Raw genomic sequence first — 24,897 nt, 5'->3', positions numbered from 1 at the left:
AGGCTCCTCACGGCAGCGGCTCATAGATCGAGGCCGGCAGGTCATAGCCCCATTGCTTGAACCGGTCGGAATAGGCCGAGCGCACGCCGGTAGCATTGAAGCGCCCGATGATCTTACCGTCGGGCGCGGTTCCCCGGCGCTCATAGCGGAAGATCTCCTGCATGGAAATCACGTCGCCCTCCATCCCGGTGATCTCGGTGATCGAGGTCATGCGCCGCGAGCCGTCCTGCAGACGCGAGGCCTGGACGATCAGGTTCACAGCGCTGGCAATCTGGCTGCGCATCGCCTTCAGCGGCATTTCAATCCCCGACATGGCGATCATGTTTTCCAGACGGCTGACCGCGTCGCGGGCGTTGTTGGCGTGGATCGTGGTCATCGAGCCATCGTGGCCGGTGTTCATCGCCTGCAGCATGTCGATGACCTCTTCGCCGCGGGTCTCGCCCACGATGATGCGGTCAGGCCGCATCCGGAGCGCGTTCCTGAGACAGTCGCGCTGCGTCACCGCCCCCTTGCCTTCGACGTTCGGCGGGCGGCTTTCCATCCGGCCGACATGGGTCTGCTGCAGCTGAAGTTCGGCGGTATCTTCAATGGTCAGGATCCGCTCATCATCGGCGATGAAAGACGACAGGGCGTTCAGCGTGGTGGTTTTGCCCGAGCCGGTCCCGCCCGAGACGATGACATTCAGCCGGGTTGAGACCGCAGCCTCAAGATAGGCCGCCATCTCTTCGGTGAAGGCCCCGAAACGGACCAGATCTTCGATCTTCAGCTTTTCTTTCTTAAACTTCCGGATCGAGACCAGCGAGCCGTCAACCGCAACCGGCGGGATCATCGCGTTGAAGCGCGAGCCATCCATCAGACGCGCGTCGACATAGGGGTTCGATTCGTCCACCCGACGCCCCACAGCCGAGACGATCTTGTCGATGATCCGCAGCAGGTGCTTTTCGTCTTTGAACGAGATATCAGAGAGTTCCAGCTTGCCCGCGCGTTCCACAAAGACCTGATGCGGGCCGTTGATCAGAATATCGTTGACGCTGTCATCTTTCAGCAAAGGCTCAATCGGGCCAAGGCCCATGACCTCGTCATAAAGCTCCTGAAACAGTTGCGAGCGGTCTTCCTTGCTCAGGACGACCGCCATTTCGCCAAGGACTTCTGTCGAGATGCTGCCGATTTCCGCGCGCAGATCGGCCTCTGAGGCATGTTCCAGCGCACCAAGGTTCAGCTGTTCCAGCAGGCGCTTGTGCAGATCCGATTTCAGCTCGCTCAGGCGGTCTTTGCGCTTGCGCTCTTTGTCGGCGGCGGCGGTCTGTGCGGGCTGCACCGCTGCGCGGGGGGCGGATTTCAGCATCCCGCCCGGCATCACGGGCGGGCGCGGTGCCTCTGCCGGGGCGGCGCTTGCGGGCGTTGCTGCGGGCGGGGCCGGAGTGCCAGGGGCCGGAGCCGGCGTTTCGGTTTTGCGATCGGCGGCAGCTTTGCGGTAGCGTGAGAACATCGGCGGACCCCTCAGAGGCGGGCGGCTTCGGCAGCAGCGTTGGTTTCGCTGATCTGCCGGGCGATTTTCTGAATTTCCTTACGCAGCGGGTTCTTGGCGGCGCTGATGGCCAGCGGCACGCCGTGGTCATTGGCCTGGGTCACCTGCCGCGTGCCATCGGGCAGCATGATCTCAATATCAATGGCAAGGCTTTCGGCGAGGCGCCTTGCGCGGGATTTGCCGGAGAGATCGGTGAAGCCCGGCGCGCGGTTCAGCGCAAAGCGCAGCTTCTCCCAGGGCAGGTTCTCAGCCTTCAGCGCCCGCACCAGCCTGAGGGCATTTTGTGCCGAGCGCATATCGAGTTCGATCAGACCGAAATAGACATGGGCGTGGTTCAGAACCGTTTCCGTCCACTGCACGATGGTTTTCGGCACATCGATCACGACATAATCGAAATTCGCCCGCGCCATGGTGATCAGCTTCGACACATCCTCAGAGGTGACGAAATCCAGCGGCAGCATATCGGGCGGTGAGGTGAAGACGTGCAGGCGCTCATTGAAGGTCAGCATGGACTGCACAAAGCTGTCGCTGTCGATCGAGGAGACATCCGACAGCACGTCAAAGATCTGGTCGCGGCGCGGCAGATCAAGGCAGGTCGCAATCGAGCCGAACTGCAGATCTAGGTCAATCAGTGCCACGCGCGGCGGATTGGTTTTCGAAAGATTTGCCAGCTCCCACGCGAGGTTGACGGCAAAGGTCGTGCCGCCCACACCGCCCGCAAGGCCATGGACCGGCAGCACCACGCCATCACGGTCGCCGCCGGCACGAAAGGCGGGGGCGTCGGGCTGCTGGGCGACCGGGGGCGCTGCGATCCCGGCGGGCGGGGCAACGGGGCGGCGGATCCGCTCAATCGCTTCCGTCAGCGCGCCTTCGGGCAGCGGATAGGGCACGAAATCTTCCGCGCCCATCCGCAAAAGCTGATGCAGCCCGGCGGGGCCGACCTGATCGGCAACCAGGATCACCTTGATCCCGCGCTTTTGCGCCGCGCTGACCACAGCGGCAATCTCGGCCATTGTTTCCTCATCCTCACCATCCACGGCGAGGGCGACAAATTCGAGATGTTCAGCATCGGGCTGGTCGAAAAAGGCCAGCGCGTCCTGGAACGACAGATCGCCCCACCGCTCCCCCAGTGCTGCTTCCATGTCTTCGATCAGCAGATCAAAATTCTGCACATTGCGCGAGACAGTGCAGGCCACGATCGGAGCCGGTTCGGGATAAAGTTGTGCCACACTTGCCATCACATCGGTCCTCGTACCTGAGGCGGGGCTGATTGTTCCGCTCCCGCTCCACAGTCGTGTCGGGACGACTCATACTGTCCCGCTGCTCATGGTGCAAAACTCGCCTGCAATGGTGGCGATAATTTGGCTAAAAAATCCTAAATGTTCGGTATTTTAGACGCAAAAGGGCGCGACATTCTGTTCTGTCGCGCCCTTTTGCTGGGTGAAATGTGGCCTTTTTCAGGCGAAGACTGTTCACCCGCCGGAAACACTGGTCTTTGGCGTCGTGTTCGCGCCGCCAGCTGACCCTACATAATCGCGGAAAATCACCTCGGCATATTTGCCGTGCAGCACCGTCGGATGACGGGCCACAAAGCCGGTCACCTCGGTGACCGTGCGCCGGTTCGCGCGCTCAGGCCCCGGGACCGGGATCAAAGGCTGGGTCTTGCCGTGGCTGACGACCGCTTCCAGCCTTGCGCGGCTGACGCCCTGGCTGGCAAGGAAGGCCACCACAGCCTGCGCACGCCGCAGCCCCAGCCGGTAGTTGTAGCTGCCTGAGCCGACGGCATCGGTATGGCCATAAACCTTGAAGCGCACCTCCGGGAACTGCCGGATCCAATGCGCCTGTTGTGCCAGCACCTGCCGCGCCGCGCCATCGAGTTCCGCCGAGTTGAAGGCGAAGGTGATCGTGCTCGGGACTTCCTGGGCAAAGCGGGTGCCAAGCGCCATGACGTAATTCAGCTCACCCGACTGGATCATGCCGTTGTTCATCGTGGCATTGCCAAAATCTGCGGCCGGAAGATCGGAGCCGATCTCGCTGGTGCCGCAGGCCGCAAGCGACAGGATCATCAGCAGGGGCAGGGCTTTGGAGAGGGGTTTCGCGGTCATTCGCTTACTCCATCACATAGCCATAGGGCGAGCTGAAGTCCTGGCGGGCGATCTCACCGGCGGCACCGGTGGCGCGCACCCCACCGACGTTTTTGCCGTGCAGGAAGAATTCATTCTCCGTCGGCAGCCGCACCCGATCGGTCGGCAGCGCCAGGGCTTCGCCGCGCGTCGGGCTGACCAGATGCGGCGTGACGATGATCACCAGCTCCGACTGCTGGCGCTGATAATCCGCTGACCGGAAAAGCGCGCCAAGGATCGGGATATCCCCAAGCCAGGGCACCTGGCCCTTCAGATTGCGGAAGTCATCCTGCAAAAGCCCTGCAATCGCAAAGCTTTCCCCGTCGCGCATCTCAACGGTGGTCGAGGTTTCGCGCCGCTTGAAGCCGTTGACGGTGATCCCTGAGGTTTGCACCGCAACCGAACTGTCGAGCGAGGAGACGGCGGCATTGATCTCAAGGTTGATCACGTCACCATCCACCACGCGGGGGGTGAAGTTCAGCTCAACACCGAAGGGCTTATACTGCACAGAAACGCTGTCGTCGTTGCGCACCGGAATGGGATATTCGCCGCCCGCCAGAAACTTCGCCTGCTGGCCCGACAGCGCGGTCAGGTTCGGCTCTGCCAGGGTCCGGACAACGCCTTTATTCTCAAGCGCTTCCAGCATCACCGAGAACTGCATCGAGCCCGCTGAGAAGCCAAGGCCCAGCGTGCCGATGCCGCCGCCCGCCAGCACTCCGCCCGAGCCGTCCACCGTGGTCGAGCCGCTGCCACGACCCAGGGTGCCATTGGCGCCAAGCTGCGCCGAAAGCGATTTAGAGACCGAGCGCTGCATCTCTGCAAAGCGGACCTTCAGCATGACCTGCTGGGTGCCGCCGACATTCATCAGGTTCGACACCCGGCCCGGGGCATAGCGCTCGGCCAGATCCAGCGCGCGATCCAGTCGCGCGGTCGAGGTCACGGTGCCCGACAGCACGATGCCGTCATTGGCGGTGCGCACTTCGATCTTTTCCGACGGAAGGATCTGGCGCAGACGCTCTTTGAACTCAGCGATATCGGGGGTGACATGGACTTCGACGTTGGAAATCAGCCGCCCCTCGGCGGTCAGAAGCGTCAGGGTCGTGCGCCCCGGCGTTTTGCCCAGCACATAGATCGAGCGGTCCGAGAGTGTGGAAATATCGGCAATCCCCGGATTGGCGATCGAGAGTTCCGCAAAAGCGACATCGCTTTCAACGACAACAGCGCGGTTCATCGGTACCTGAAGCGCCGAAGACGACGCGCCGCGCATGACACGGATGCTGTCGGCATTTACAACTGCCGGAGATGCGAAAACGGCAAAAGCCAGCGCAATCCCCAGCAGGCCCGCAGGGCCTGAAAATCTGAAACTCATGTGACCTGCCTCTCCGATCACCACTGCCCCACGGCTCTTGTGGCCGCCTGGAACCCATCCCTTACAGTTTCTTACTCTGACCCAGGGACGAAATTATTGCAACGCAGAACGATCCGCTGAGGAATGTTCCCGAAAAAGCACACAAGAATGCAAGATTATTCCGTGCTTTGAATGGGTTCGTCTGTGGGCCGGCGATAATAGGCCAGCACATAAAGCCGAAGGGCAGTGGCAAGGCCGGAACCCGTTCCGCGTGTGTCGTCGATTTCAGCTGCAATTTTTGCGAGTGACATCCCGCGCGCTGCGGCGATGTCCTGCAATGCCTCCCAAAAAGGCGTCTCAAGAGAAACGCTGGTGCGGTGGCCATGCAGGGTCAGCGAGCGTTTGACAGGGCGGTCCGACATGGCATCCTCTTTTGTCTATGGGTGCCAGCCTCTCAGGCGGGGGGCAAGGCCTCAGATGCGAAATGATCAGCGGAGTACAGGGTGTGGCGGGGATCGGTCATAACGGCGGGCCGGAGATGGCGGGCTTTCAGTGGCGCAGACATTGCTGGAGCCAGGCGCGGGCGCGGCTTCTGCCGGTGCTGCCGGTAGAGGTGGTGCGGCTGCGGGTGAAGCGGGCGCAGGATCTGGGTCTCGATTACAAAACCTATGCCGGGGTGCGGGCCGCTACGGGGCGCGACATCATTGCTTTTCTGTTTTCCTCCAATGCACTGCGATTGGAAAAACTGCTGCGCGTGCCCGAGCGGGAACGCGAAAGGCTTCTCTCGCTGCGGGGCGTCGGGCGGCTGGCCCTGGCGCAGAGCATGGCGGCAGATCAGCTGCTGATCGCGAATGGCGATGTGCTTGATGGCGCAGGCCAGGCCCCGCTGCCGATGGAGAGCTTCCGTGCCACGGCGGAGCGTCTGCGCGCGGTGCTGGGGAGGTCTCCGGGGGATGCGGTGGTGCTGGTCGCCTCTGACGCGCCCTGGGAGCGGGACTGGACGGCGGCAGGCAAGCTCGCGGCGATGATCCCGGCAGAGCGGTTCTTCACGCCGGCGGCTTAATCTTCGAGTTTATGCCCGTCGAGGGCGGATTTTGCACGCGAGGCGTCCTCCGCCTCGCGCTTTTTCATAGCCTTGGTGCGGCCGAATTTCACGGCATTGGTGTCAGCCTCGGTGCGGGCGGCCTGACGGGCCGCCTGCTTTTTGAACTGCCGAAGGTTGATCACCTCTGCCATGAGATGCCTCAGCCTTTCGGGCTGATCATGTCTTCGGGGCGCACGACGCGGTCAAAGGTCTCGCCATCGACATAGCCGAGGTTGATCGCTTCTTCGCGCAGGGTGGTGCCGTTTTTATGGGCGGTCTTCGCCACTTTGGTCGCCGCATCGTAACCGATGGTCGGTGCCAGTGCGGTGACCAGCATCAGCGATTCTTTCATCAGCTTTTCAATGCGAACCGTGTTCGCCTGCGTGCCGACGACCATATTGTCGGTGAAGCTCGAGGCTGCATCGCCCAGAAGCTGGATCGACTGGATGACGTTGTAAGACATCATCGGGTTATAGACGTTCAGCTCAAAATGGCCCTGCGAACCGGCAAAGCCGACCGCCGCATCATTGCCCATGACATGGGCGCAGACCATGGTCAGCGCTTCGGCCTGGGTCGGGTTCACTTTGCCCGGCATGATCGACGAGCCCGGCTCGTTTTCCGGCAGGATCAGCTCACCCAGACCCGAACGCGGGCCCGAGCCCAGCAGACGCAGGTCGTTGGCGATCTTGAAGAGCGAGCCTGCAACCGTTTTCAGCGCGCCCGAGAAAAAGACCATGGCGTCATGCGCGGCCAGGGCTTCAAATTTATTCGGCGCGGTGATGAAGGGCAGGCCGGTCTCTTTCGCGATCTCAGCCGCCACACGGGCGTCAAAGCCCACGCGGGTGTTCAGACCGGTGCCAACGGCGGTGCCGCCCTGTGCCAGCTCATAGATATGCGGCAGCGCCAGTTTCACGCGCTCAATGCCGCGGTCCACCTGGGTCGCATAGCCCGAAAATTCCTGACCAAGGGTCAGCGGCGTTGCATCCTGGGTATGGGTGCGGCCGATCTTGATGATGTCTTTGAACTCTTCCGACTTCGCCCAAAGCGCTTTCGCGAGCTTTTCCAGACCCGGCAGCAGCACGTCACGGGTATGGGTGCCGATGGCGACATGCATCGCGGTCGGGAAAGTGTCGTTGGACGACTGACCCATGTTCACGTGATCATTCGGGTGAACCGGCTTTTTCGAGCCCTTCTCGCCGCCCAGCACTTCAATCGCGCGGTTCGAGATGACCTCGTTGGCGTTCATATTGCTTTGCGTGCCCGAACCGGTCTGCCAGACGACCAGCGGGAAGTTGTCGTCGAATTTGCCGGCGATCACTTCATCCGCGGCCGCCGCAATGGCATCGGCCAGGGTGCCGTCCAGGTCGCCCTGGGCCTTGTTCACCAGCGCGGTGGCTTTTTTGATGACGCCCAGCGCACGGATCACCGGAACCGGCTGACGTTCCCAGCCGATCGGGAAATTGATGATCGACCGCTGGGTCTGTGCGCCCCAGTATTTGTCTGCGGGGACTTCGAGCGGGCCGAAGCTGTCGGTTTCGGTGCGGGTCGCGGTCATGCGTTCCTCCTGCGAATACTCGGGAACTGCCATAGCGCCGGGGGGCTGCGATGGCAATTGGTATGCGGGTGTATACCGGCGCTAACATAAGGCCCGGGAGTGACCCGGGCCGTTTTACGCTCAGGTTTTACGAAAACGGTTCAGCTGAACCACCTCAGCCCCGCCCGGAGAGGGGGCGGCGGGCGGCGGGGTCGGCTCATCATCGCCCCCCTCTTCGCTCTCATCTTCCTCGTCCGGGTCTTCCTCATGCGCCTCAAAGCGCAGGCCGAATTCAACCGACGGATCAACGAAGGTGCGCAGAGCGTCAAAGGGAATGCGCATCGGCTCGGGCTGATTGCCGAAGTTCAGCGTGATGGTGAAGCCTTCTTCATCCACCTCCAGGTTCTCAAACCAGTGCTGAATAACGATGGTCATTTCTTCAGGATAACGCGCCCGCAGCCAGTCGGCGATCTGCACATCCGGATGGGTGGTATCGAAGGTGATGAAGAAATGATGCTCACCCGGAAGTCCGTTCTGGCGCACCTCCGTCAGGACCTGACGGATCAGCCCCCGCATCGCCTGATGCATCAGATTTCCATACTCAATGCTGCGCACCATAGGTCCCTCATGTCGTCACGGGTCGACAGCATAAGGGATTTACCGGGCGATGGAAGAGGGAGCGGGGATTTTTCGCCCCGCCTCAGGTGGCAGGCTTTGTGAGTTCGCGCAAAAGCTTGACCCGGATGGCGCGGGCGAAATCGAGATGGCCGTCGGCGGTCTCAACAAAGCCATCCTGTGAGATCAGCCTGGCGCGGTAAAAGGCCGAGACCGCGCGCCCGATCTGCTCAATTGCCAGCCCGTTGATCTGCACGCCCGCCCGTTCCAGCGCCTGACGCGCGGCGGGCAGGGTAAAGCCCGCATTCTCATCGCCGTCGCCTGAGATATCGGCCACAAGGTGGCGACAGGGCGGGGCGCGGGCAAACTGCGCAGCACTGGCGTAAAGCGCCTCCCCGATGGCGGTCACGCCCACCGCAAAGGCGCGGGGCATGGCCGCGACCTCAGCGGCCAGCCTCTCTGCGGCGCGAAGATCCTGCACAGAGGTCCAGTCAATCATCACCTGCTGCTGCCCGGGACCCGACCACTGCAGCACGCTGATGCTCACGGCCCCCTGCACCATAATATCGCGGATCTCCGGATCGCGCAGGGCGGCGGCCAGCCCCTCATTTTGCAGCCGGTATTCCGAACTGTCGACAGAGCCGGAGACATCCATCGCCAGCAGCAAAGCCGTTTCGCAGGGCAGGGCGCCCCGGGGGATCAGAAGGGCAATGAGAAACGCCAGCCTGTACCACATGCCCACAGTCTGACGCGAAAGCGCCCGTCAGGCGAGTGTTATCTTCAAAGCGGGATCTGCTGGAACCCGTCGCGCAAAGCCACCGACCAGGCATCCGACATGGCGCGGAAATCCTGATCTCCGGCCTCAATCCGGCGGCTCATGGTGACCCCGCAGGCATCCCGCGCGATGACCTGCAGATCCAGCGGCATCCCGACCGAAAGGTTCGAGCGCAGGGTGGAATCCATCGATAAAAGCACCGCCTTTTGTGCGTCGATCAGCGGGGTGTCCATATGCACCACCCGGTCCAGAATCGGTTTGCCGTATTTATGCTCGCCGATCTGCAGAAAAGGGGTGTCATCGGTGGCCTCAATGAAATTGCCCTCCGGATAGATCAGAAACATCCGCGGGTTACCGCCTTTGCGCTGCCCCGCCACAATCATGCTCGCCGAGGCGCTCTGCCGCATGGAATGCAGCTTTTCTTCCACATCCAGGCGCACGGCAGCCAGCATATTGCCAACGATCTCCGCGACCTTCAGCATGGTGGGGGCCTTCATGATCGAGGTTTCCCCATCAGAATCCGTGGCCCGGATCGCATCGCGCAGCCGCGACAGCGTGGTCTGACTGACCGAGAGCGACCCGGCGGTCATAATGGTGATGACCCGCTCCCCCGGCTCTTCAAAGGTGAACATCTTGCGATAGGTGGCAATATTGTCGAGCCCCGCATTGGTGCGGGTGTCTGACAGCAGCACCATCCCGGCTTTCAAGAGCAGTCCAACGCAGTAGGTCATCACGAGTTTCCCGATTCGCAGAACTTCACCCTACGCCTCAGGCCGCAATCGGAAAACCGGCTGCGCGGTCACAGCCGGTTCCAAAGGCGTGAAAATCGGGCGTCTGCCCTATTGCTGGGCAGATCCGACCTGCACCCGGACATCCATGTCCTCGCGCCCCATGCTGCGGGCAATACCGCGGATCGGCGCGGCATCGGGCGCATCATAGCCACAGCCCAGCCGGATATAGCGCTCATCCGGACAGCAGCGGTTGGCCGCGTCAAAGCCGACCCAGCCCAGGCTCTCAATCCAGATCTCCGCCCAGGCATGCATCGCCTCATGCGGGCTGCCATCGTCCGTGGCCTGCAGATAGCCATTCACATAGCGCGCCGGCAGATCGCGCAGCCGCGCCACCGAGATCAGCGCATGAGCATGGTCCTGACAGACCCCGGCGCCTAAGGAAAGCGCCTCAGCCGCCGTCGTGCGCGCCGTCGTCACCCCGGGCTGATAGGCAATCGCCTCAGCGACGGCGGCCGCCAGACCATGGGCAAGGTTCAAAGGATCCGGCGCCTCCACACTCTGCGCCAGCTTATGAAGCGCCACATCCGCCCGCGTCGGCGCCGTGTCGCGCAGCCAGACCAGCGGCGACAGGCTCTCGCGATGCCCGCGCAAAACCCCGGCGAGATCCTGGGTTTCCACGCGCCCCTTCACGCTCACCACCACCTCAGAGACCGGCCCCTGAACCGCCCAGGACTGGATCTGCGTGCCCGAGCCATCGCGAAACCGCCCGCCCCTGATCCCGTCCGAGACCGTCACCTCCCAGTCCAGCACCCGCTGCCCCTCAAAGACCGCAGGCGTCAGCCGATGGCTCTGCACCACACCGCGCACCGGCACATCCCAGGTGTAGCGGGTGACATGTTCAACCGTCAGTTTCATCGGTTGTCTCCGCTCAGATAAACCTCATGCACGATGCGCCCGATATCGGCCACCTCGCGGATAAAGCGGGTCAGAAACTCATGCATCCCCTCATCAAAAATCTCCTCCACCGAGGTCTGCTGCAAACGGTGCAACAGCGCACTGCCCGCATCCTGAGCAGCCGACTCACGGTGATAAAATTTCGCAAGCTTGGTCAAATTCTGATGCAGCCCCTCCGCACAGGTGATCAGCGCGCGGGGACATTGATTGTTGAGGATCAGAAAATCCGCAATCTTCGGCGCGGTGATCTCGCCGCCGTAAGCCCAGTGAAAGGCCCGGTGCACCGACATCGCCCGCAACAGCGTCGACCACTGATAATTATCAAGGCCCGAGCCGACAAACTCCGCCTTCGGCAGCAGCACGTAATATTTCACGTCCAAAAGCCGCGCGGTATTATCCGCCCGCTCCAGATGATAGCCGATGTTCAGAAACTGACTGCCATCATTGCGCAACAGCGTCGCATCAATCGCCCCGCGCACCAGCGCTGCCTGCTTCAGCGTCCATTCCGTCAGACGAAACAACGACAGATCCGACCGCGACGCCCGCTCTAACTGGCGCAATTCCTGAAAGGCCGAATTCAGCGCATCCCAGACCTGCGCCGTCAGCGCCGTGCGCACGATCCGCCCGTTTTCCCGCGCCCGGGTGATACAGGCCGCCACCGAGGATGGATTGTCCACATCAAAGAAAAAATGGCTCTCCAGATTGCGCTGCACCGCATCGCCATACTTGCGCCGGAAGATCTCTGCCGTGCCACTGGCCTGCAACAGCGCGTCCCATTCATTGCGGTAGCCATGCCCGGCACTCGGCATCAGCGCGATCCGCGCCCCCACCTCCAGGGCGCGCGCCGCCGTATCGGCCCGCTCCATATAGCGCGCGAGCCAGTAAAGATTATCCGCCGTCCGGCTCAGCATGGGCGCGCTCCTTCTGACCCGCCCGCGGCTTTGGCTTTTTTAAAATACTCCAGGGGTCCGGGGACAGCGTCCCCGGGGCCTGCCGCAAAACGCCCAACCGTCATCTGAAATCCCCCCCTCATTCCGCCAGAACCCAGGTGTCTTTCACCCCGCCGCCCTGAGATGAGTTCACCACCAAAGAGCCCTCCGTCAGCGCCACCCGCGTCAGCCCCCCCGGCACCAGCTCAATCCGCTCGCCCACCAGACAATAGGGCCGCAGATCCACATGCCGGGGTGCTACCCCCTCCTCGACAAAGGTCGGAGAGGCCGAAAGCGCCAGCGTCGGCTGCGCGATGTAATTGCCGGGATTGGCCGCCACCCGCGCGCGAAAGCTCTCAATCTGATCGCGGGTCGATTTCGGCCCCACCAGCATGCCATAGCCGCCCGAGCCATGGACCTCTTTGACCACCAGTTCGCCTAAGTTCTCCAGCACATATTTCAGATCATCGCCCTTTGCGCATTGCCAGGTCGGCACGTTTTGCAAAATCGGCTCTTCGCCTAAGTAAAACCGGATCATCTCCGGCACATAGGTATAGACCGCCTTGTCATCGGCCACCCCCGCCCCCGGGGCCGAGCAGATCGACACCCCGCCAGAGCGGTAGACATCCATCAGCCCCGGCACGCCAAGCATGGAATCGGGCCGGAAACACAGAGGATCGATGAAATCATCATCAATCCGGCGATAAATCACATCGACCCGGCGCGGACCCTCGGTGGTGCGCATGAAGACAAATTCGCCCTCAACGAAAAGATCCTGCCCCTCAACCAGCTCGACCCCCATGAGATCGGCCAGAAAGCTGTGCTCATAATAGGCAGAGTTGAAATGCCCGGGCGTCAGAATGACGATATTGGGATCGCGGTTGCATTTCGCCGGCGCTACAGAGGCCAGCGTGCGGCGCAAAAGATCAGGATAGCGGTCCACCGGCTCAATGCGGTTTTCGCGGAAGATATCCGGGAACATCCGCATCATGATCTCGCGGTTCTCCAGCATATAGCTGACGCCGGAAGGCGTGCGGCAGTTGTCTTCGAGCACGAAGAAATCTTCCGGACCCGTGCGGACCAGATCGATGCCGACGATATGCGAATAGACCCCCTTGGGCGGCACGAAACCGGCGACCGCCTTTTCATAAGCCGCGTTTTTATAGACCAGATCCGCCGGAATGCGGCCCGCGCGCACGATCTCGCCGCGCCCGTAGACATCGGCGAGAAAGGCATTCAGCGCCTGGGCCCGCTGCCGGATTCCGCGATCGAGCCGCGCCCATTCCCGGGCGGTAAAGACCCGGGGGAACATGTCAAAGGGGATCAGACGGTCCGGATCGCCGCCCTCACCATAGACGGCAAAGGTGATGCCGATGCGGCGGAACAGCTCTTCCGCCTCGGCCTGTTTCATCTGCCGCAACTCAGCGGGCATGGCCGCCATCCAGTCCTGCAGCCGCCCATAGGGCGCGCGCACCTGGCCCGCGTGAAACATCTCATTAAAATATTCGGTCACAATTCCCCCATTCGCTTCGGGCAGGGGTGCTGCCCTGAAAGGCTGCCGGCCGGATCACTCTTGAACGTGCCTGCCCCCGCCGCAAGGCTGCGAAGGGGGCTGCCTGCCATCTGAGCAGAGTTTGCCTGAAAATTCATCAGATACCTTTCCCCTCGCCGTCGCGCCACGGCCTGCCCGGAAATTACGCAGTCCCGGGCTGCGGGTTCCGTCCGCCGCCTGGGGCATCAACAGGGGGTGACAGCGCCGCGGATGCAGGGTCAGATAGCTCAGCCGCCCCTCTAAGTGGCGAAGAGACGCAAAAAACCCGCCCGCGGCGACAGCTGCGCTTGATCCGGAGGGCGTTCCGCCGCTATGGAACGCAATCTTAACCTGAAAGGATGACACATGGCCGGTGGTGGCTCAGCATTTGATCGGATGAAGGTGCGCCTGCACCCCGAAGGGCGCAAATTCGTGGCGATCTTTGCCGCGGTGACGCTGGTCTTTTTCTTTGTCTGGCAGCCTCTGGGCTGGATCGGGCTGATTGCGACCGTCTGGTGTCTCGCCTTTTTCCGTGACCCGATCCGGACCGTTCCGCAGGAAGCGGGCATCGTTGTCAGCCCCGCGGACGGCGTGGTCTCGATGATCGAGCGCGTTTCGGTGCCGCCGGAGCTTCACATGGAAGCCCGCGAACTGACCCGTATTTCGGTCTTCATGGATGTCTTTGACTGCCACGTGAACCGCACCCCGGTCGCAGGCACCGTCAAGCATGTCGTTTATACCGAGGGCAAATTCCTCAACGCCTCGCTCGACAAAGCCTCGCTCGACAATGAGCGCAATTCGATGGTCGTCACGACCCCCGATGGCCGCGAAGTCGGCGTTGTGCAGATCGCGGGCCTGGTGGCGCGACGTATCCTGTGCTTCATCGACAATGGCACCGCCCTTGCCACCGGTGAGCGCTTCGGCCTGATCCGTTTCGGCTCGCGCGTCGATGTCTATCTGCCCGATGGTGTTGAGCCGCTGGTGGCTGTGGGGCAAAAGATGGTTTCGGGCGAAAGCGTGCTGGCACGTATGAACGGCCCGCAGACCCCCATCGTCACCGCGAAGGTATAAGCCATGGCCCGTCGTATGCGTGAGAACCTGCCTTTTGTGCATCTGGTCCCCAATCTGATCACCATTCTGGGGCTCTGCTGCGGGCTGACGGCCATGCGGCTCACCTTCGACGGGCTTTATCTTTACGCGGCGGCATTGATCGTCTTTGCCGCTGCGATCGACGGGCTTGATGGTCTGGTGGCGCGGCGGTTGCGCGCGACCTCTGAGATGGGGGCGGAGCTCGACAGCCTGTCGGATTTCGTCTGCTTCGGCGTGGCACCTGCGCTGCTGACCTACCGTTTTGCGCTCTTCCCTGATCAGGGGCTTGGCTGGGTGCTGGCGCTGACCTTTGCGATCTGCTGCTGCCTGCGGCTGGCGCGGTTCAATACCATGCGCGATCAGCCCGATGCGCCGCGCCATTTTCTTGGTGTTCCGGCCCCTGCGGGGGCGGGGCTTGGCCTGCTGCCGGTCTTTGCCACCTTCGCGGGCCTGGGCAATTTCCGCGAGATGCCGCTTCTGGTGGCGCTCTGGCTGGGCTTTGTGGGCTTCCTGATGATCTCGCGCATCCCGACGCCTTCGGCCAAGGGGCTGAAGATCGCCCGCGATAAGGCGCGCTTTCTGCTGATTGGCGTTGCGATCTGCATCGGTCTGATGGTCACGCGCTTTTGGCTCTTTATGACGCTGGTCTGTCTGATTTATCTGGCAGTGGTGCTTTTCCAGGCGGTTCGTCACCGCCGCTTCTGATCCGGCCCCTCGGGCCTTGCAGCCCCCGGTTATATGTTCCACAACAGTCCCGAACTGCGCGTTCAGGGCGCGAGAGCGGAACAAATGGCGGATCCTATGGCAGAGACGGGACTGAAACCGACCGAAGAAATCTCGGTACGCGAGGTATTCGGCATCGATACGGATATGAAGGTAAAGGCTTTTGCAGAGGCCTCTGACCGCGTTCCGCTGATCGATCCGACCTATAAGTTTGATCCCGATACCACCCTCGCGATCCTGGCGGGCTTTGCCTATAACCGCCGCGTGATGATCCAGGGCTATCACGGCACGGGGAAATCCTCGCATATTGAGCAGGTGGCCGCGCGTCTGAACTGGCCCTGCGTGCGCGTCAACCTCGACAGCCACATCAGCCGGATCGACCTGATCGGCAAGGATGCGATCAAGCTGAAAGACGGCGTTCAGGTCACCGAATTCCACGAGGGGATTCTGCCCTGGGCTTTGCGCAACCCCTGCGCCATCGTTTTTGATGAATATGATGCGGGCCGTGCCGATGTGATGTTCGTGATCCAGCGCGTGCTGGAGACCGACGGCAAGCTGACGCTTCTGGATCAGAACGAAGTCATCACGCCGAACCCTTACTTCCGTCTGTTTGCCACCGCGAACACCGTGGGTCTGGGCGATACAACCGGGCTTTATCACGGCACCCAGCAGATCAACCAGGCCCAGATGGACCGCTGGTCGCTGGTCGCCACGCTGAACTACCTCAGCCATGATGCGGAAGCCGCGATCGTTCTGGCAAAGAACCCGCATTACAATACTGAGAGCGGCCGCAAGAAGATCAACCAGATGGTCACCGTGGCCGATCTGACCCGCAAGGCCTTTATGGCCGGGAACCTCTCAACCGTCATGAGCCCGCGGACCGTTCTGGCCTGGGCGCAGAACGCCGAGATCTTCCGCAATGTGGGCTATGCTTTCCGCCTGACCTTCCTCAACAAATGCGATGAGCTGGAGCGTCAGACCGTGGCCGAGTTCTACCAGCGCTGCTTTGGCGAGGAGCTGCCCGAGAGCGCCGCCTCAATGGCGATGAAATAAGATAAAGTGCCGGCGGAAACGCCGGCGTTTTTCATTGGGCCGGGGCAGGCGGAGCAGCAGCCCCCTTGCCCGCCGCCCTGACAGGGCGGGCGGGTTTCTTTGCCCGTCGCGGGTCTTCGCCCCCGGACATTCAGGCTTGACGCCTCCCAGATTATCCCCGGTTTCCTCTGGCCTCTGGCCTCTGGCCTCTGGCCTCTGGCCTCTGGCCTCTGGCCTCTGGCCTCTGGCCTCTGGCCTCTGGCCTCTGGCCTCTGGCCTCTGGCCTCTGGCCTCTGGCCTCTGGCCTCTGGCCTCTGGCCTCTGGCCTCTGGCCTCTGGCCTCTGGCCTCTGGCCTCTGGCCTCTGGCCTCTGGCCTCTGGCCTCTGGCCTCTGGCCTCTGGCCTCTGGCCTCTGGCCTCTGGCCTCTGGCCTCTGGCCTCTGGCCTCTGGCCTCTGGCCTCTGGCCTCTGGCCTCTGGCCTCTGGCCTCTGGCCTCTGGCCTCTGGCCTCTGGCCTCTGGCCTCTGGCCTCTGGCCTCTGGCCTCTGGCCTCTGGCCTCTGGCCTCTGGCCTCTGGCCTCTGGCCTCTGGCCTCTGGCCTCTGGCCTCTGGCCTCTGGCCTCTGGCCTCTGGCCTCTGGCCTCTGGCCTCTGGCCTCTGGCCTCTGGCCTCTGGCCTCTGGCCTCTGGCCTCTGGCCTCTGGCCTCTGGCCTCGGGGGCTGCTGCGGAGGGGGTGAGGTTCGCCATGACTTTGACCGTCTTCACGGGCAGATTCTTTTTGCCTTCTGCGCGGGGCAGGGCAGTCGCGCGCTCTTTTCCGGGAGTGCCTCTGTTATTCGCTGTGGCCGGTGCTACGAGCAAATAAAGCCAATAATGACGATAACATAAGAGACTAAATATAAAAAAGCGGCCCCGAAGGGCCGCTGGTGTCGTCGGGATATCGCGCTCAGCCGCGGGCGGCTTTGGTGGCCTTGCCCCACCAGACCAGATCATCGGCCATCGCTTTGACAGAGCCTTTCAGGTTTTCCTCAATATCGGCCATATTGCCGCTGCCGCCCATGCCGGGGTGAACCTTGAAGAAGTCCCCGGCTGCGATGTGGACGGCGTTGCGTGCGGGCACCATCTGAAGCTCAACAGAGATATTGCGCAGATGCTCAAGCGCGCGGGCCGCCCCGGTGCCGCCATAGGCAATGGCGCTCATCGGCTTTTTGTTCCACTCATTATAGGCCTGATCCATCGCGTTTTTCAGCGCGCCGGGGATCGAGCGGTTGTATTCGGCAACGGTGAAAATATAGCCGTCAAACTCGCCGATCTTCTTTTGCCAGGCCACGGCAGCCGGATCCGACGAGGGCATCCAGAGGTTCGAGGCAGGCTCATCAAAGAGCGGCAGGTTGAAGTCGCGCAGATCGACCTTTTCGACCGCAAGATCCGGGTGGTCTTTCAGCTGATCGAGCAGCCAGTCTGCGGGGATATCCGCAAAACGGGTGGCGCGGGTCGTGCCGATAACAAGAGCAATGCGAAGCTTCGTCATGTCAGATCCTTCAACTGTGATAGTATGCAAACCACTGGGCCCAAGCATGGCTCCGCCCGGGGCAAAAGCAATCTGCAATCCGGCCCGGCAGTCTGTGCATCTTTGCGCAATCGCCAGGCAGCGGGGCAGGGCGGCCTTTCTTCACAGGCGCTTTGCTTGCAGTGCGCCCCTTGCGGTGGCATGTTCGGGCCAAAGCGGCCCGCCCCTCGCAGGACGGGTTTAGTCGGGAAGGAACAGCGCCTTGAAACCCAGTGATAATCCGGCCGATCCGTTCAAAAAGGCGCTGGCCGAAGCGACCCGCGTGCTGGCGGATGACGCCGATCTGACGGTGACCTATTCCGTCGATCCGGCGGGTCTCAGCAATGACACCATGCGCCTGCCGCAGATCTCGCGCCGCATGACCCGCGATGAGGTGATGCTGGCGCGCGGCACCGCCGATGCGCTGGCGCTGCGCCGCCGCTATCACGATGAGGGCACGGCCGCGCGCTATCTGCCCCAGGGTCAGATGGCCCGCGATATTTATGAGGCGATGGAATCGGCCCGCTGTGAGGCAATCGGCGCCCGCGCCATGCCCGGCACCGCCGTGAATATCGACGCGAAAATCGCCCATGAGGCCGAGCGCAAGGGCTATAGCCAGATCACCCGATCTGAGGAGGTGCCGCTGGCCGTGGCGGCGGGCTATCTGGTGCGCCAGATCGCGACCGGGCGTGAGCTGCCGCCGGGCGCGCGCAATGTGACGGACCTCTGGCGCGGCTTCATTGAGGCTCAGGCCGGGGGCACGCTTTCAGATGTCGGCGAGGTGCTCTCGGATCAGGCGGCTTTCGCGCGCTTTGCGCGGCAGGTCATCACCGATCTCGGCTATGGCGATCAGCTCGGCGATGATCCCGACGAGCAGGATCAAAGCGACGAGGCCCCCGAAGAGGCCGAGGAAGACGATCAGGACGATCCCGAAAGCAGCGGCACCGAGGAAGACGACGAGCAGGATTCCGAGGCCGATACCGAGCAGTCCCAGGAAGAGCAGCAGGACCAGGCAGAGGCTCAGGCCTCCTCGGAAGACAGCGATGAGATGGAGGAGCTGGAGGAGGCGGAAATGCCCTCTCCCGATGCGCCGCCAGAGCCGCCTGCACCCGCCGCGCATTCCGATGCGGATCCGAATTATAAAGTCTTTTCAACGGCTTTCGACGAAGAGATCCGCGCCGAAGATCTGGCCGAACCGGCCGAGCTGGAGCGTCTGCGCGCCTATCTCGACCAGCAGCTGGAACCCCTGAAGGGGGCGGTGTCGCGGCTGGCCAATAAGCTGCAGCGCCGCCTTCAGGCACAGCAGAACCGCTCCTGGCTCTTTGATCTCGAAGAGGGGATTTTGGACGCGGGCCGGCTGGCGCGGGTGGTGGCGAACCCCACCACGCCGCTGTCGTTCAAATGGGAAAAAGACACCGAGTTCCGCGACACCGTGGTGACGCTGCTCTTGGATAACTCGGGCTCCATGCGGGGCAGGCCGATCTCTATTGCGGCGATCTGCGCCGATGTTCTGGCCCGCACGCTGGAGCGTTGCTCGGTCAAGGTCGAGATCCTGGGCTTTACCACCCGCGCCTGGAAGGGCGGTCAGAGCCGTGAGAAATGGCTGGCTGACGGGCGTCCGCAGGCTCCGGGGCGGCTCAATGATCTGCGCCATATCATCTATAAATCGGCCGATGCGCCGATGCGCCGGACCCGCGATAACCTTGGCCTGATGATGAAAGAGGGCCTTCTGAAGGAAAACATCGACGGTGAGGCGCTGGAATGGGCGCATCGCCGGATCATGGCGCGGCGTGAACAGCGCAAGATCCTGATGGTGATTTCCGACGGGGCGCCGGTTGATGACAGCACGCTCTCGGTCAATGCCGCGAGCTTCCTGGAAAAGCATCTGCGCGATGTGATCGCCATGGTCGAAAAGCGCCGTCAGGTCGAATTGATCGCCATCGGGATCGGCCATGATGTGACGCGCTATTACCAGCACGCCGTGACGATCACCGATGTTGAACAGCTTGCCGGTGCCATGACCGAGCAGCTGGCGGGGCTGTTCGAATCCGATCCGCGCAAGCGGGACCGCGTTTTGTCGAATAAATCGGCCTCCGGCTGGCGCTGACTTCGCCGTAAAAGACTGCCGCGCCTTTGCGAAAGGGCGTGGCTTTTGTTTTTCCTGAAGTGGCCTGTCTTGTAATCGTTATTCAGGCCAGATTATGCGCATTGATCTGACCAGGTGCCCGCTGCAGAAGCGCGCGGATTTCCTCAATCATCTCAGCTTCGCGCGGGTCAATCCGGCCATCGGCCTCCGCCACTTCGATCAGCCCTTCGCGCAGCTCAAAGCGTTGATCGGGGGGGATTTTTTCCGACAGCAGATTGCCCAGCTCTTCCGTGGGCGGCAGCACCGCTTCCAGACGCTCGCAATCGGCGCGCATCTTTGCGGCCTCCACGGCCTTCATGCCAAGGCGGCGGATGAACAGCCGGTCGATCGCCTGCAATTCGGGCAGGTTCAACCGCTCATCCGCCCGTGCCAGCCGGATCATCAGCGCCCCGATCAGATGCGCCGCATCGGCCTCTGGCAGGGGGCGCGGCGGGGGGGCACTGCTGAGAAAGCCCAGAATTCTGTTGATCATCGTCGCCTCCGCTCTTAGCCCGGGATATCGGGTTCGCGCTTGCACCGCGTTGCCCTGACATCCTGAGGGTGTAACCCTGCAGGTTCGATTCCCGTTCCTCGATGAGGCCGTTATGTTTCAAACTTTTACTGCCGAGAACTCGCCCGAGCAGGGCCCGCCGCGGCTGGCTGCTCTGCGCCTTGCGCTGGCGGAGGCCGGTATTCAGGGCTTTCTGGTGCCGCGCGCAGATGCCTGGCAGGGCGAATATGTGGCCCCCCGCGATGCGCGTCTGGCCTGGCTGACGGGCTTCAGCGGCTCGGCGGGCTTTTGCATCGTGCTGCCGGAGATCGCGGGGGTCTTTGTGGATGGCCGCTACCGGCTGCAGGTGCGCCAGCAGGTGGCCCCGGTTTTCACCCCGGTCGACTGGCCTGAGGTGAGCGCGGGCGACTGGCTGCGCGACAATCTGGCGGAAGGCGTGGTGGGTTTTGATCCCTGGCTGCACACCGCTGCTGAGATCGCCGCGATCGGCAAGGCGCTGGAGGGTCATCCGCTGCGCCTTCAGGCCAGCGAAAACCACGTCGATGCGGTCTGGCCCGATCAGCCCGGCCCCGCCATCCAGCCCGCCTTTGCCCATCCGGAAGAGCTGGCGGGCGAGACCTCTGCCGCCAGGCGCGCGCGTCTGGGCGCGGTGCTGGCCAAAGAGGGGCAGGCCAGCGCGGTCATCACGCTGCCCGACAGCATCTGCTGGCTTTTGAATATTCGCGGCGCGGATCTGCCCCGAAACCCGCTGGTGCAAAGCTTTGCGATCCTGCATGCCGATGGTTCGGTTGATCTTTTTGCCCATGCGGCGAAATTCCCCGCAGCACTGCTTGATCTGCTGGGCCCCGAGGTGCGCCTTGCGCCTGAGGAAGATTTCGCAACCGCGCTGACCGGGCTGAAAGGCCCGGTGCGGGTGGATCGCGGCACCGCGCCCTGGGCGGTCTCAGACATTCTGCATCAGGCGGGGGTGGCTTTCGTCTATGGCGACGATCCCTGCCGCCTGCCCAAGGCCTGCAAGAACGCGGCTGAGATCGCGGCCACCCGCGAAGCCCATCTGCGCGATGGCGCTGCCGTGGCGGAGTTCCTTTGCTGGTTCGACGGCCGCGCCGGGGCCGTCTGCGCAGGGGAGGTGGAGACCGAGATCGGTGTGGTCACCGCCCTCGAAGGGTTCCGCCGCGCCACCAATCAGCTCCATGATCTCAGCTTTGAGACCATCTCGGGCGCGGGCCCCAATGGCGCGGTGATCCATTACCGCGTCTCGGAAGACAGCAACCGCCGCCTTGAGCCGAATTCCCTGATGCTGGTCGACAGCGGTGGTCAGTATAAAGACGGCACCACCGATATCACCCGCACCATGGTGATCGGCACCCCGCCTGAGGGGGCGGCGCGGGCGTTTACGGCGGTGCTGCAGGGCATGATTGCGGTCTCGCGGGCGCGGTTCCCGGCGGGGGTGGCGGGCTGCCATCTCGATGCGCTGGCGCGGGCGCCGCTCTGGACGCTGCATTGCGATTATGATCATGGCACCGGCCATGGCGTGGGGGCCTTCCTTTGCGTGCATGAGGGGCCGCAGCGGCTGTCGCGGGTCTCGGATGTGCCTTTCCTGCCGGGGATGATCCTCTCAAACGAGCCGGGTTATTACCGCGAGGGGGCCTATGGCATCCGGCTGGAGAACCTGATCGTGGTCCGCGAGGCAGAGGCGCTTGCGGGCGGCGATGCGCAGCGGAAAATGTATGACTTTGAGACCCTGACCTGGGCCCCCTTTGACCGCCGCCTGATCCTGGTGGAGGAGCTGTCGAGGGCCGAGCGCGCCTGGCTTGATGACTATCATGCCGCGGTGCTGGCAAAGATCGGGCCCAGGGTCAGCGCTGAGGTGCGGGACTGGCTGCGCGGGGCCTGCGCGCCGCTTTGAGTGCAGATCTCCCGGGCGGCTTTCGTGCCGCGCGGGAGGCGGCAGGCCGCGGCAGGCTGCGGTAAACTGTCGCTGCGGGGCTGTGAATAACCTTTGGTCCTGCACAGCGGAATGAGAGAGGCTGGCTGCGTTTTTCGCAGGCGGGGCTCGCTCTGGCCACGGGGGCCTTGCGCAAAGCTCTGGCAGGTCTTCGCTGAAATGAGCGGAAAAATCCTTATATATCCGTCGAATGGCGCGCCTATTCCTGAGAGGGATCTGGCCGGCGGTGGCGGGTGCAGGGCGCAGATCTGTCAGGCGGATCCTGAGGAATACCGCGCCCACCCTGTGGATAACTATGTGGGGAAGCTGCGGGATCCGTGGGATAATCCCGGGCCTAACGCGCCAGGGTGATATCGGCCCGCAGCCCGCCCAGGCGCAGGCTCTGCGCCAGTTGCAGCGAACCGCCGTGACTGATCGCGATCTCGGCCACGATGGCCAGACCCAGCCCCGTGTTGGAGCCGTCATTGGCATTGCGCGAGGGATCAAGCCGGGCAAAGGGCTTCATCGCCAGTTCGCGCTGCTCGGGGGGGATGCCGGGGCCGTCGTCCTGGATTGAGATGATGAGCTTGCGGGTGGTCCAGCTGAGCGAAATCTCAATCAGATCGCCGTAGCGCGCAGCATTGTTCACCAGGTTCTCAACCGCGCGGGTGACCGCATCAGGGCGCAGCCAGACCTCGGGCACCTCTCCCCCCGCAGAGAGCGGCAGCAGCTCAACCTTCAGCCCGGCGCGCCGCGCCCGCATGGTGATTTCCTGCAAAAGCTTCAGGGGGCTGGTCAGGACCGCTTCTTCCGCCGCATCGCCCCGGGCATAGTCCAGAAAGCCGCTGATCATGCGGTCCATCTCCGCGAGATCGCTTTCCATGGCATCGACCTCGGGGCCGGGGTCGAGCATCGAGAGTTCCAGCCGCAGGCGCGTCAGCGGCGTGCGCAGATCATGGCTGACGCCCGAGAGCATCAGGGTGCGCTGCTCAATCTGGCGCTCAATCCGGGCGCGCATCTGCAAAAAGGCGGCCCCGGCGGCGCGGACTTCTTCGGCCCCGCGCGGGCGATAGGGCAGGATCTGGCCCCGGCCAAAAGCCTCGGAGGCATCGGCCAGCTTTTTGATGGGGCGCAGCTGGTTGCGCAGGAAAACATAGGCGATGCAGCCCAGCAGCAGCCCCGCAAACACCATCAGAACCAGCAGCTGGTGCGGGTTAGAAGCCGAGAGCCTGCGCCGCTCAATCAGAATGTCGATCTGATCGCCGGGGGGGCCTGCGCGCAGCAGAACCTCACGGTGGTGGCTGTTGATATCGACGGCCACCACATCGGGCAGCCCCTCTCGCAGGATGCGCTGAATGACGCGGCCGGAGAAATCGAAAAAGGCGTGGCTTTCGTCCAGCGGCGCTGCCGCAGCCGGGGCCACCTTCAGGCCCAGCCTTTCGGCCACCTGTTTGGCGCGGTCGCGCTCTCCCGAGAGATGCAGTTCGCGCACCAGCCGCAGTTCATAGACCAGGCTCTCGCTCATCTGCTCGGTCACGCCCTCATAGTGGCGCTGGATAAAGGCCACCGAGACCAGAAGCTGGATAATCACGATCGGTGCCACCAGGATCAGGGCGGCACGACCATAAAGGCTGCGGGGCAGATAAGAGCGGATGCGCAGGGCCATGGCTCAGACATAGGGTGCGGCGGGGGCTGTGGCAATCACCAGGATGGCCCCCGCGTGACGCCGGCGTTGACAGCCCCCGGGGCGCAGAGCAGGATCCGGCCGGAAGATTTTCCGGAAGGATTTGTGATGAAAGCGATTTTTGCCGCGCTCACCCTGATAATGGCGGCACCTGCGGCCCTGGCGAACCCGGTGATCACCGCCGGGAAGACCGCCTGTGATTTTGACGATATTGAGGAATTTGTTGCCTGGTTCGGCGGCTCGGCCACGAACCAGCAGTCCGCCAGCCTCAATCCGCTCGATGCCGCCTTCATGGAGATGGAGGCCAAAGACGGCCCGGTTCTGATCGAGACACCGCATGATCATGACGAGCTTGGCTGGCCGATCCTGCCCGATCTGGCGGCGGTGAAAATGGGCCATAAGCTGACCTATACCGAGGTGGATGCGGAAACGGTAACGCTGCAGACCACGGGGGGCATGGGCGTTGACATCACCTATACTTTCCAGCGCCAGCCCTGCTGGACGCTGATCAAACTCGAAGACCGGACCCGGACCTGAGAAAAAGCCCCGGTGCAGCGCTGCACCGGGGCTTTTTCGTATCAGGCGTCCTGTACCTGCACCTGCTGATGCGGCAGCGGGAAAACGCGGTCAAAGGCCAGCGTGAAGACGAAGGTAAAGACGAGGAAGAACACCAGGATCGCGGCCTCCATCACCAGAGCGTCGATGACGCCCACCTGATACCAGAGCATGAAGAGCGGCACCGTAAAGAGCACCAGCCCGCCCTCAAAGCCTGCGGCATGGACCACCCGGACCAGCAGGCTGCGGTGGGTGATGCCAAAGCGGCGCTCTGCCGCCTCAAAGCCGGTGTTGAAGACGAAGTTCCACACCACGGCAATCACCGAGACCGCAACGGCCACGGGCAGCGAGGAATGGCTGTCATCCTTGCTCAGCAGATTAAGGAGGAGTGTCGAGAGCACAATCGCCAGGCTCTCAAAGAGGGCGACATACACAAGGCGTCGCTGGGTGGCGGGCAGGCGGAACATGCCGTGTCTCCGGTCTGAAACGCCCGGTCCGTCCCGGGCAGATACAGGTCAGAATGAGCCACGGTTTCCGCTCATCTGCGGGG

24 protein-coding genes are annotated in these 24,897 nt (G+C 62.8%); 7 read left to right on the top strand and 17 right to left on the bottom strand.

Translation table 11 applies throughout. The features are described 5' to 3' along the window. Positions 1–7: 7 nt before the first annotated feature. The 5 genes from EG244_RS15445 to EG244_RS15425 form a co-directional block, all read right to left on the bottom strand. On the bottom strand, positions 8–1,489 hold the full coding sequence (locus EG244_RS15445; RefSeq protein ID WP_124966054.1) for a CpaF family protein: 1,482 nt from the start codon (positions 1,487–1,489) through the stop codon (positions 8–10). Positions 1,490–1,500: 11 nt separating this feature from the next. Then, positions 1,501–2,766, bottom strand: a complete 1,266-nt coding sequence (locus EG244_RS15440; protein WP_124966052.1) for an AAA family ATPase — start codon at positions 2,764–2,766, stop codon at positions 1,501–1,503. A 234-nt stretch (positions 2,767–3,000) separates the two neighbouring features. After that, complete coding sequence (locus EG244_RS15435; protein ID WP_124966050.1) at positions 3,001–3,633, bottom strand: OmpA family protein; 633 nt, start codon at positions 3,631–3,633, stop codon at positions 3,001–3,003. Between the two features lie 4 nt (positions 3,634–3,637). Beyond that, the gene (locus tag EG244_RS15430; protein WP_124966048.1) at positions 3,638–5,020 is read right to left on the bottom strand and encodes a type II and III secretion system protein family protein; all 1,383 of its coding nucleotides are present in this window, start codon (positions 5,018–5,020) and stop codon (positions 3,638–3,640) included. 155 nt (positions 5,021–5,175) lie between these two features. Continuing rightward, positions 5,176–5,421: a ribbon-helix-helix domain-containing protein gene (locus EG244_RS15425; protein WP_124966046.1), complete on the bottom strand. Its 246-nt coding sequence runs from the start codon at positions 5,419–5,421 to the stop codon at positions 5,176–5,178. A gap of 62 nt (positions 5,422–5,483) precedes the next feature. Here EG244_RS15425 and EG244_RS15420 point away from each other — a divergent pair, with 62 nt between their 5' ends. Continuing rightward, a complete protein-coding gene (locus EG244_RS15420) occupies positions 5,484–6,062 on the top strand; it encodes a hypothetical protein (protein WP_124966044.1) in 579 nt (192 codons plus the stop codon). Here EG244_RS15420 and EG244_RS15415 read toward each other — a convergent pair. The 8 genes from EG244_RS15415 to EG244_RS15380 form a co-directional block, all read right to left on the bottom strand. Beyond that, positions 6,059–6,235 carry a DUF4169 family protein gene (locus EG244_RS15415; protein ID WP_124966042.1) on the bottom strand — a complete coding sequence of 59 codons (177 nt, stop codon included), beginning with the start codon at positions 6,233–6,235 and terminating at the stop codon, positions 6,059–6,061. The genes EG244_RS15420 and EG244_RS15415 overlap by 4 nt on opposite strands. An 8-nt stretch (positions 6,236–6,243) precedes the next feature. Beyond that, positions 6,244–7,638 carry a class II fumarate hydratase gene (fumC, locus tag EG244_RS15410; protein WP_124966040.1) on the bottom strand — a complete coding sequence of 465 codons (1,395 nt, stop codon included), beginning with the start codon at positions 7,636–7,638 and terminating at the stop codon, positions 6,244–6,246. Between the two features lie 120 nt (positions 7,639–7,758). After that, positions 7,759–8,235 (bottom strand): SspB family protein, encoded by a 477-nt coding sequence (locus tag EG244_RS15405; protein WP_124966038.1) that lies wholly within the window; start codon positions 8,233–8,235, stop codon positions 7,759–7,761. Positions 8,236–8,317: 82 nt separating this feature from the next. After that, a complete protein-coding gene (locus EG244_RS15400) occupies positions 8,318–8,968 on the bottom strand; it encodes a DUF1194 domain-containing protein (protein WP_124966036.1) in 651 nt (216 codons plus the stop codon). 44 nt (positions 8,969–9,012) lie between these two features. Next, positions 9,013–9,738: a peptidase gene (locus EG244_RS15395; protein ID WP_124966034.1), complete on the bottom strand. Its 726-nt coding sequence runs from the start codon at positions 9,736–9,738 to the stop codon at positions 9,013–9,015. 108 nt (positions 9,739–9,846) lie between these two features. After that, positions 9,847–10,653 carry a transglutaminase family protein gene (locus tag EG244_RS15390; RefSeq protein WP_124966032.1) on the bottom strand — a complete coding sequence of 269 codons (807 nt, stop codon included), beginning with the start codon at positions 10,651–10,653 and terminating at the stop codon, positions 9,847–9,849. After that, positions 10,650–11,603, bottom strand: coding sequence for an alpha-E domain-containing protein (locus tag EG244_RS15385; RefSeq protein ID WP_124966030.1), 954 nt, complete (start codon positions 11,601–11,603; stop codon positions 10,650–10,652). The genes EG244_RS15390 and EG244_RS15385 overlap by 4 nt, the downstream gene beginning before the upstream one ends. Before the next feature lie 118 nt (positions 11,604–11,721). Further along, positions 11,722–13,113, bottom strand: a complete 1,392-nt coding sequence (locus EG244_RS15380) for a circularly permuted type 2 ATP-grasp protein (RefSeq protein WP_199738001.1) — start codon at positions 13,111–13,113, stop codon at positions 11,722–11,724. Between the two features lie 405 nt (positions 13,114–13,518). Here EG244_RS15380 and EG244_RS15375 point away from each other — a divergent pair, with 405 nt between their 5' ends. From EG244_RS15375 to cobS, 3 genes are all read left to right on the top strand, one after another. Continuing rightward, complete coding sequence (locus EG244_RS15375; protein ID WP_407644052.1) at positions 13,519–14,223, top strand: phosphatidylserine decarboxylase; 705 nt, start codon at positions 13,519–13,521, stop codon at positions 14,221–14,223. Between the two features lie 3 nt (positions 14,224–14,226). Next, entirely contained in the window at positions 14,227–14,946 is a 720-nt protein-coding gene (gene pssA, locus EG244_RS15370) for a CDP-diacylglycerol--serine O-phosphatidyltransferase (RefSeq protein WP_124966026.1), read from the top strand. 84 nt (positions 14,947–15,030) lie between these two features. After that, positions 15,031–16,017: a cobaltochelatase subunit CobS gene (gene cobS, locus EG244_RS15365; RefSeq protein WP_199737999.1), complete on the top strand. Its 987-nt coding sequence runs from the start codon at positions 15,031–15,033 to the stop codon at positions 16,015–16,017. Positions 16,018–16,942: 925 nt separating this feature from the next. Here the strand turns inward: cobS and EG244_RS15350 are convergent. Then, complete coding sequence (locus EG244_RS15350; protein WP_124966022.1) at positions 16,943–17,527, bottom strand: NADPH-dependent FMN reductase; 585 nt, start codon at positions 17,525–17,527, stop codon at positions 16,943–16,945. Between the two features lie 241 nt (positions 17,528–17,768). On the opposite strand from EG244_RS15350, the gene cobT reads away from it, so the two are divergent. Further along, positions 17,769–19,652, top strand: coding sequence for a cobaltochelatase subunit CobT (gene cobT / locus EG244_RS15345; protein ID WP_124966020.1), 1,884 nt, complete (start codon positions 17,769–17,771; stop codon positions 19,650–19,652). Between the two features lie 82 nt (positions 19,653–19,734). On the opposite strand, the gene EG244_RS15340 is transcribed toward cobT, so the two are convergent. Then, positions 19,735–20,163 carry a tellurite resistance TerB family protein gene (locus EG244_RS15340; RefSeq protein ID WP_124966019.1) on the bottom strand — a complete coding sequence of 143 codons (429 nt, stop codon included), beginning with the start codon at positions 20,161–20,163 and terminating at the stop codon, positions 19,735–19,737. A 112-nt stretch (positions 20,164–20,275) separates the two neighbouring features. Here EG244_RS15340 and EG244_RS15335 point away from each other — a divergent pair, with 112 nt between their 5' ends. After that, positions 20,276–22,090, top strand: coding sequence for an aminopeptidase P family protein (locus EG244_RS15335; protein WP_124966017.1), 1,815 nt, complete (start codon positions 20,276–20,278; stop codon positions 22,088–22,090). A 373-nt stretch (positions 22,091–22,463) separates the two neighbouring features. Here the strand turns inward: EG244_RS15335 and EG244_RS15330 are convergent, their stop codons facing one another. Then, positions 22,464–23,774, bottom strand: coding sequence for an ATP-binding protein (locus EG244_RS15330; protein WP_124966015.1), 1,311 nt, complete (start codon positions 23,772–23,774; stop codon positions 22,464–22,466). A 126-nt stretch (positions 23,775–23,900) separates the two neighbouring features. Between EG244_RS15330 and EG244_RS15325 the strand changes: the two genes are divergently transcribed. Then, complete coding sequence (locus tag EG244_RS15325) at positions 23,901–24,329, top strand: hypothetical protein (RefSeq protein ID WP_124966013.1); 429 nt, start codon at positions 23,901–23,903, stop codon at positions 24,327–24,329. Positions 24,330–24,370: 41 nt separating this feature from the next. On the opposite strand, the gene EG244_RS15320 is transcribed toward EG244_RS15325, so the two are convergent. Next, positions 24,371–24,814, bottom strand: coding sequence for a PACE efflux transporter (locus tag EG244_RS15320; protein ID WP_124966011.1), 444 nt, complete (start codon positions 24,812–24,814; stop codon positions 24,371–24,373). Between the last annotated feature and the right edge of the window lie 83 nt (positions 24,815–24,897).

Source organism: Falsigemmobacter faecalis (genome assembly GCF_003863335.1).
GTDB classification, from domain to species: Bacteria; Pseudomonadota; Alphaproteobacteria; order Rhodobacterales; family Rhodobacteraceae; genus Wagnerdoeblera; species Wagnerdoeblera faecalis.
This window is presented reverse-complemented; position numbering and strand designations above follow the sequence as displayed.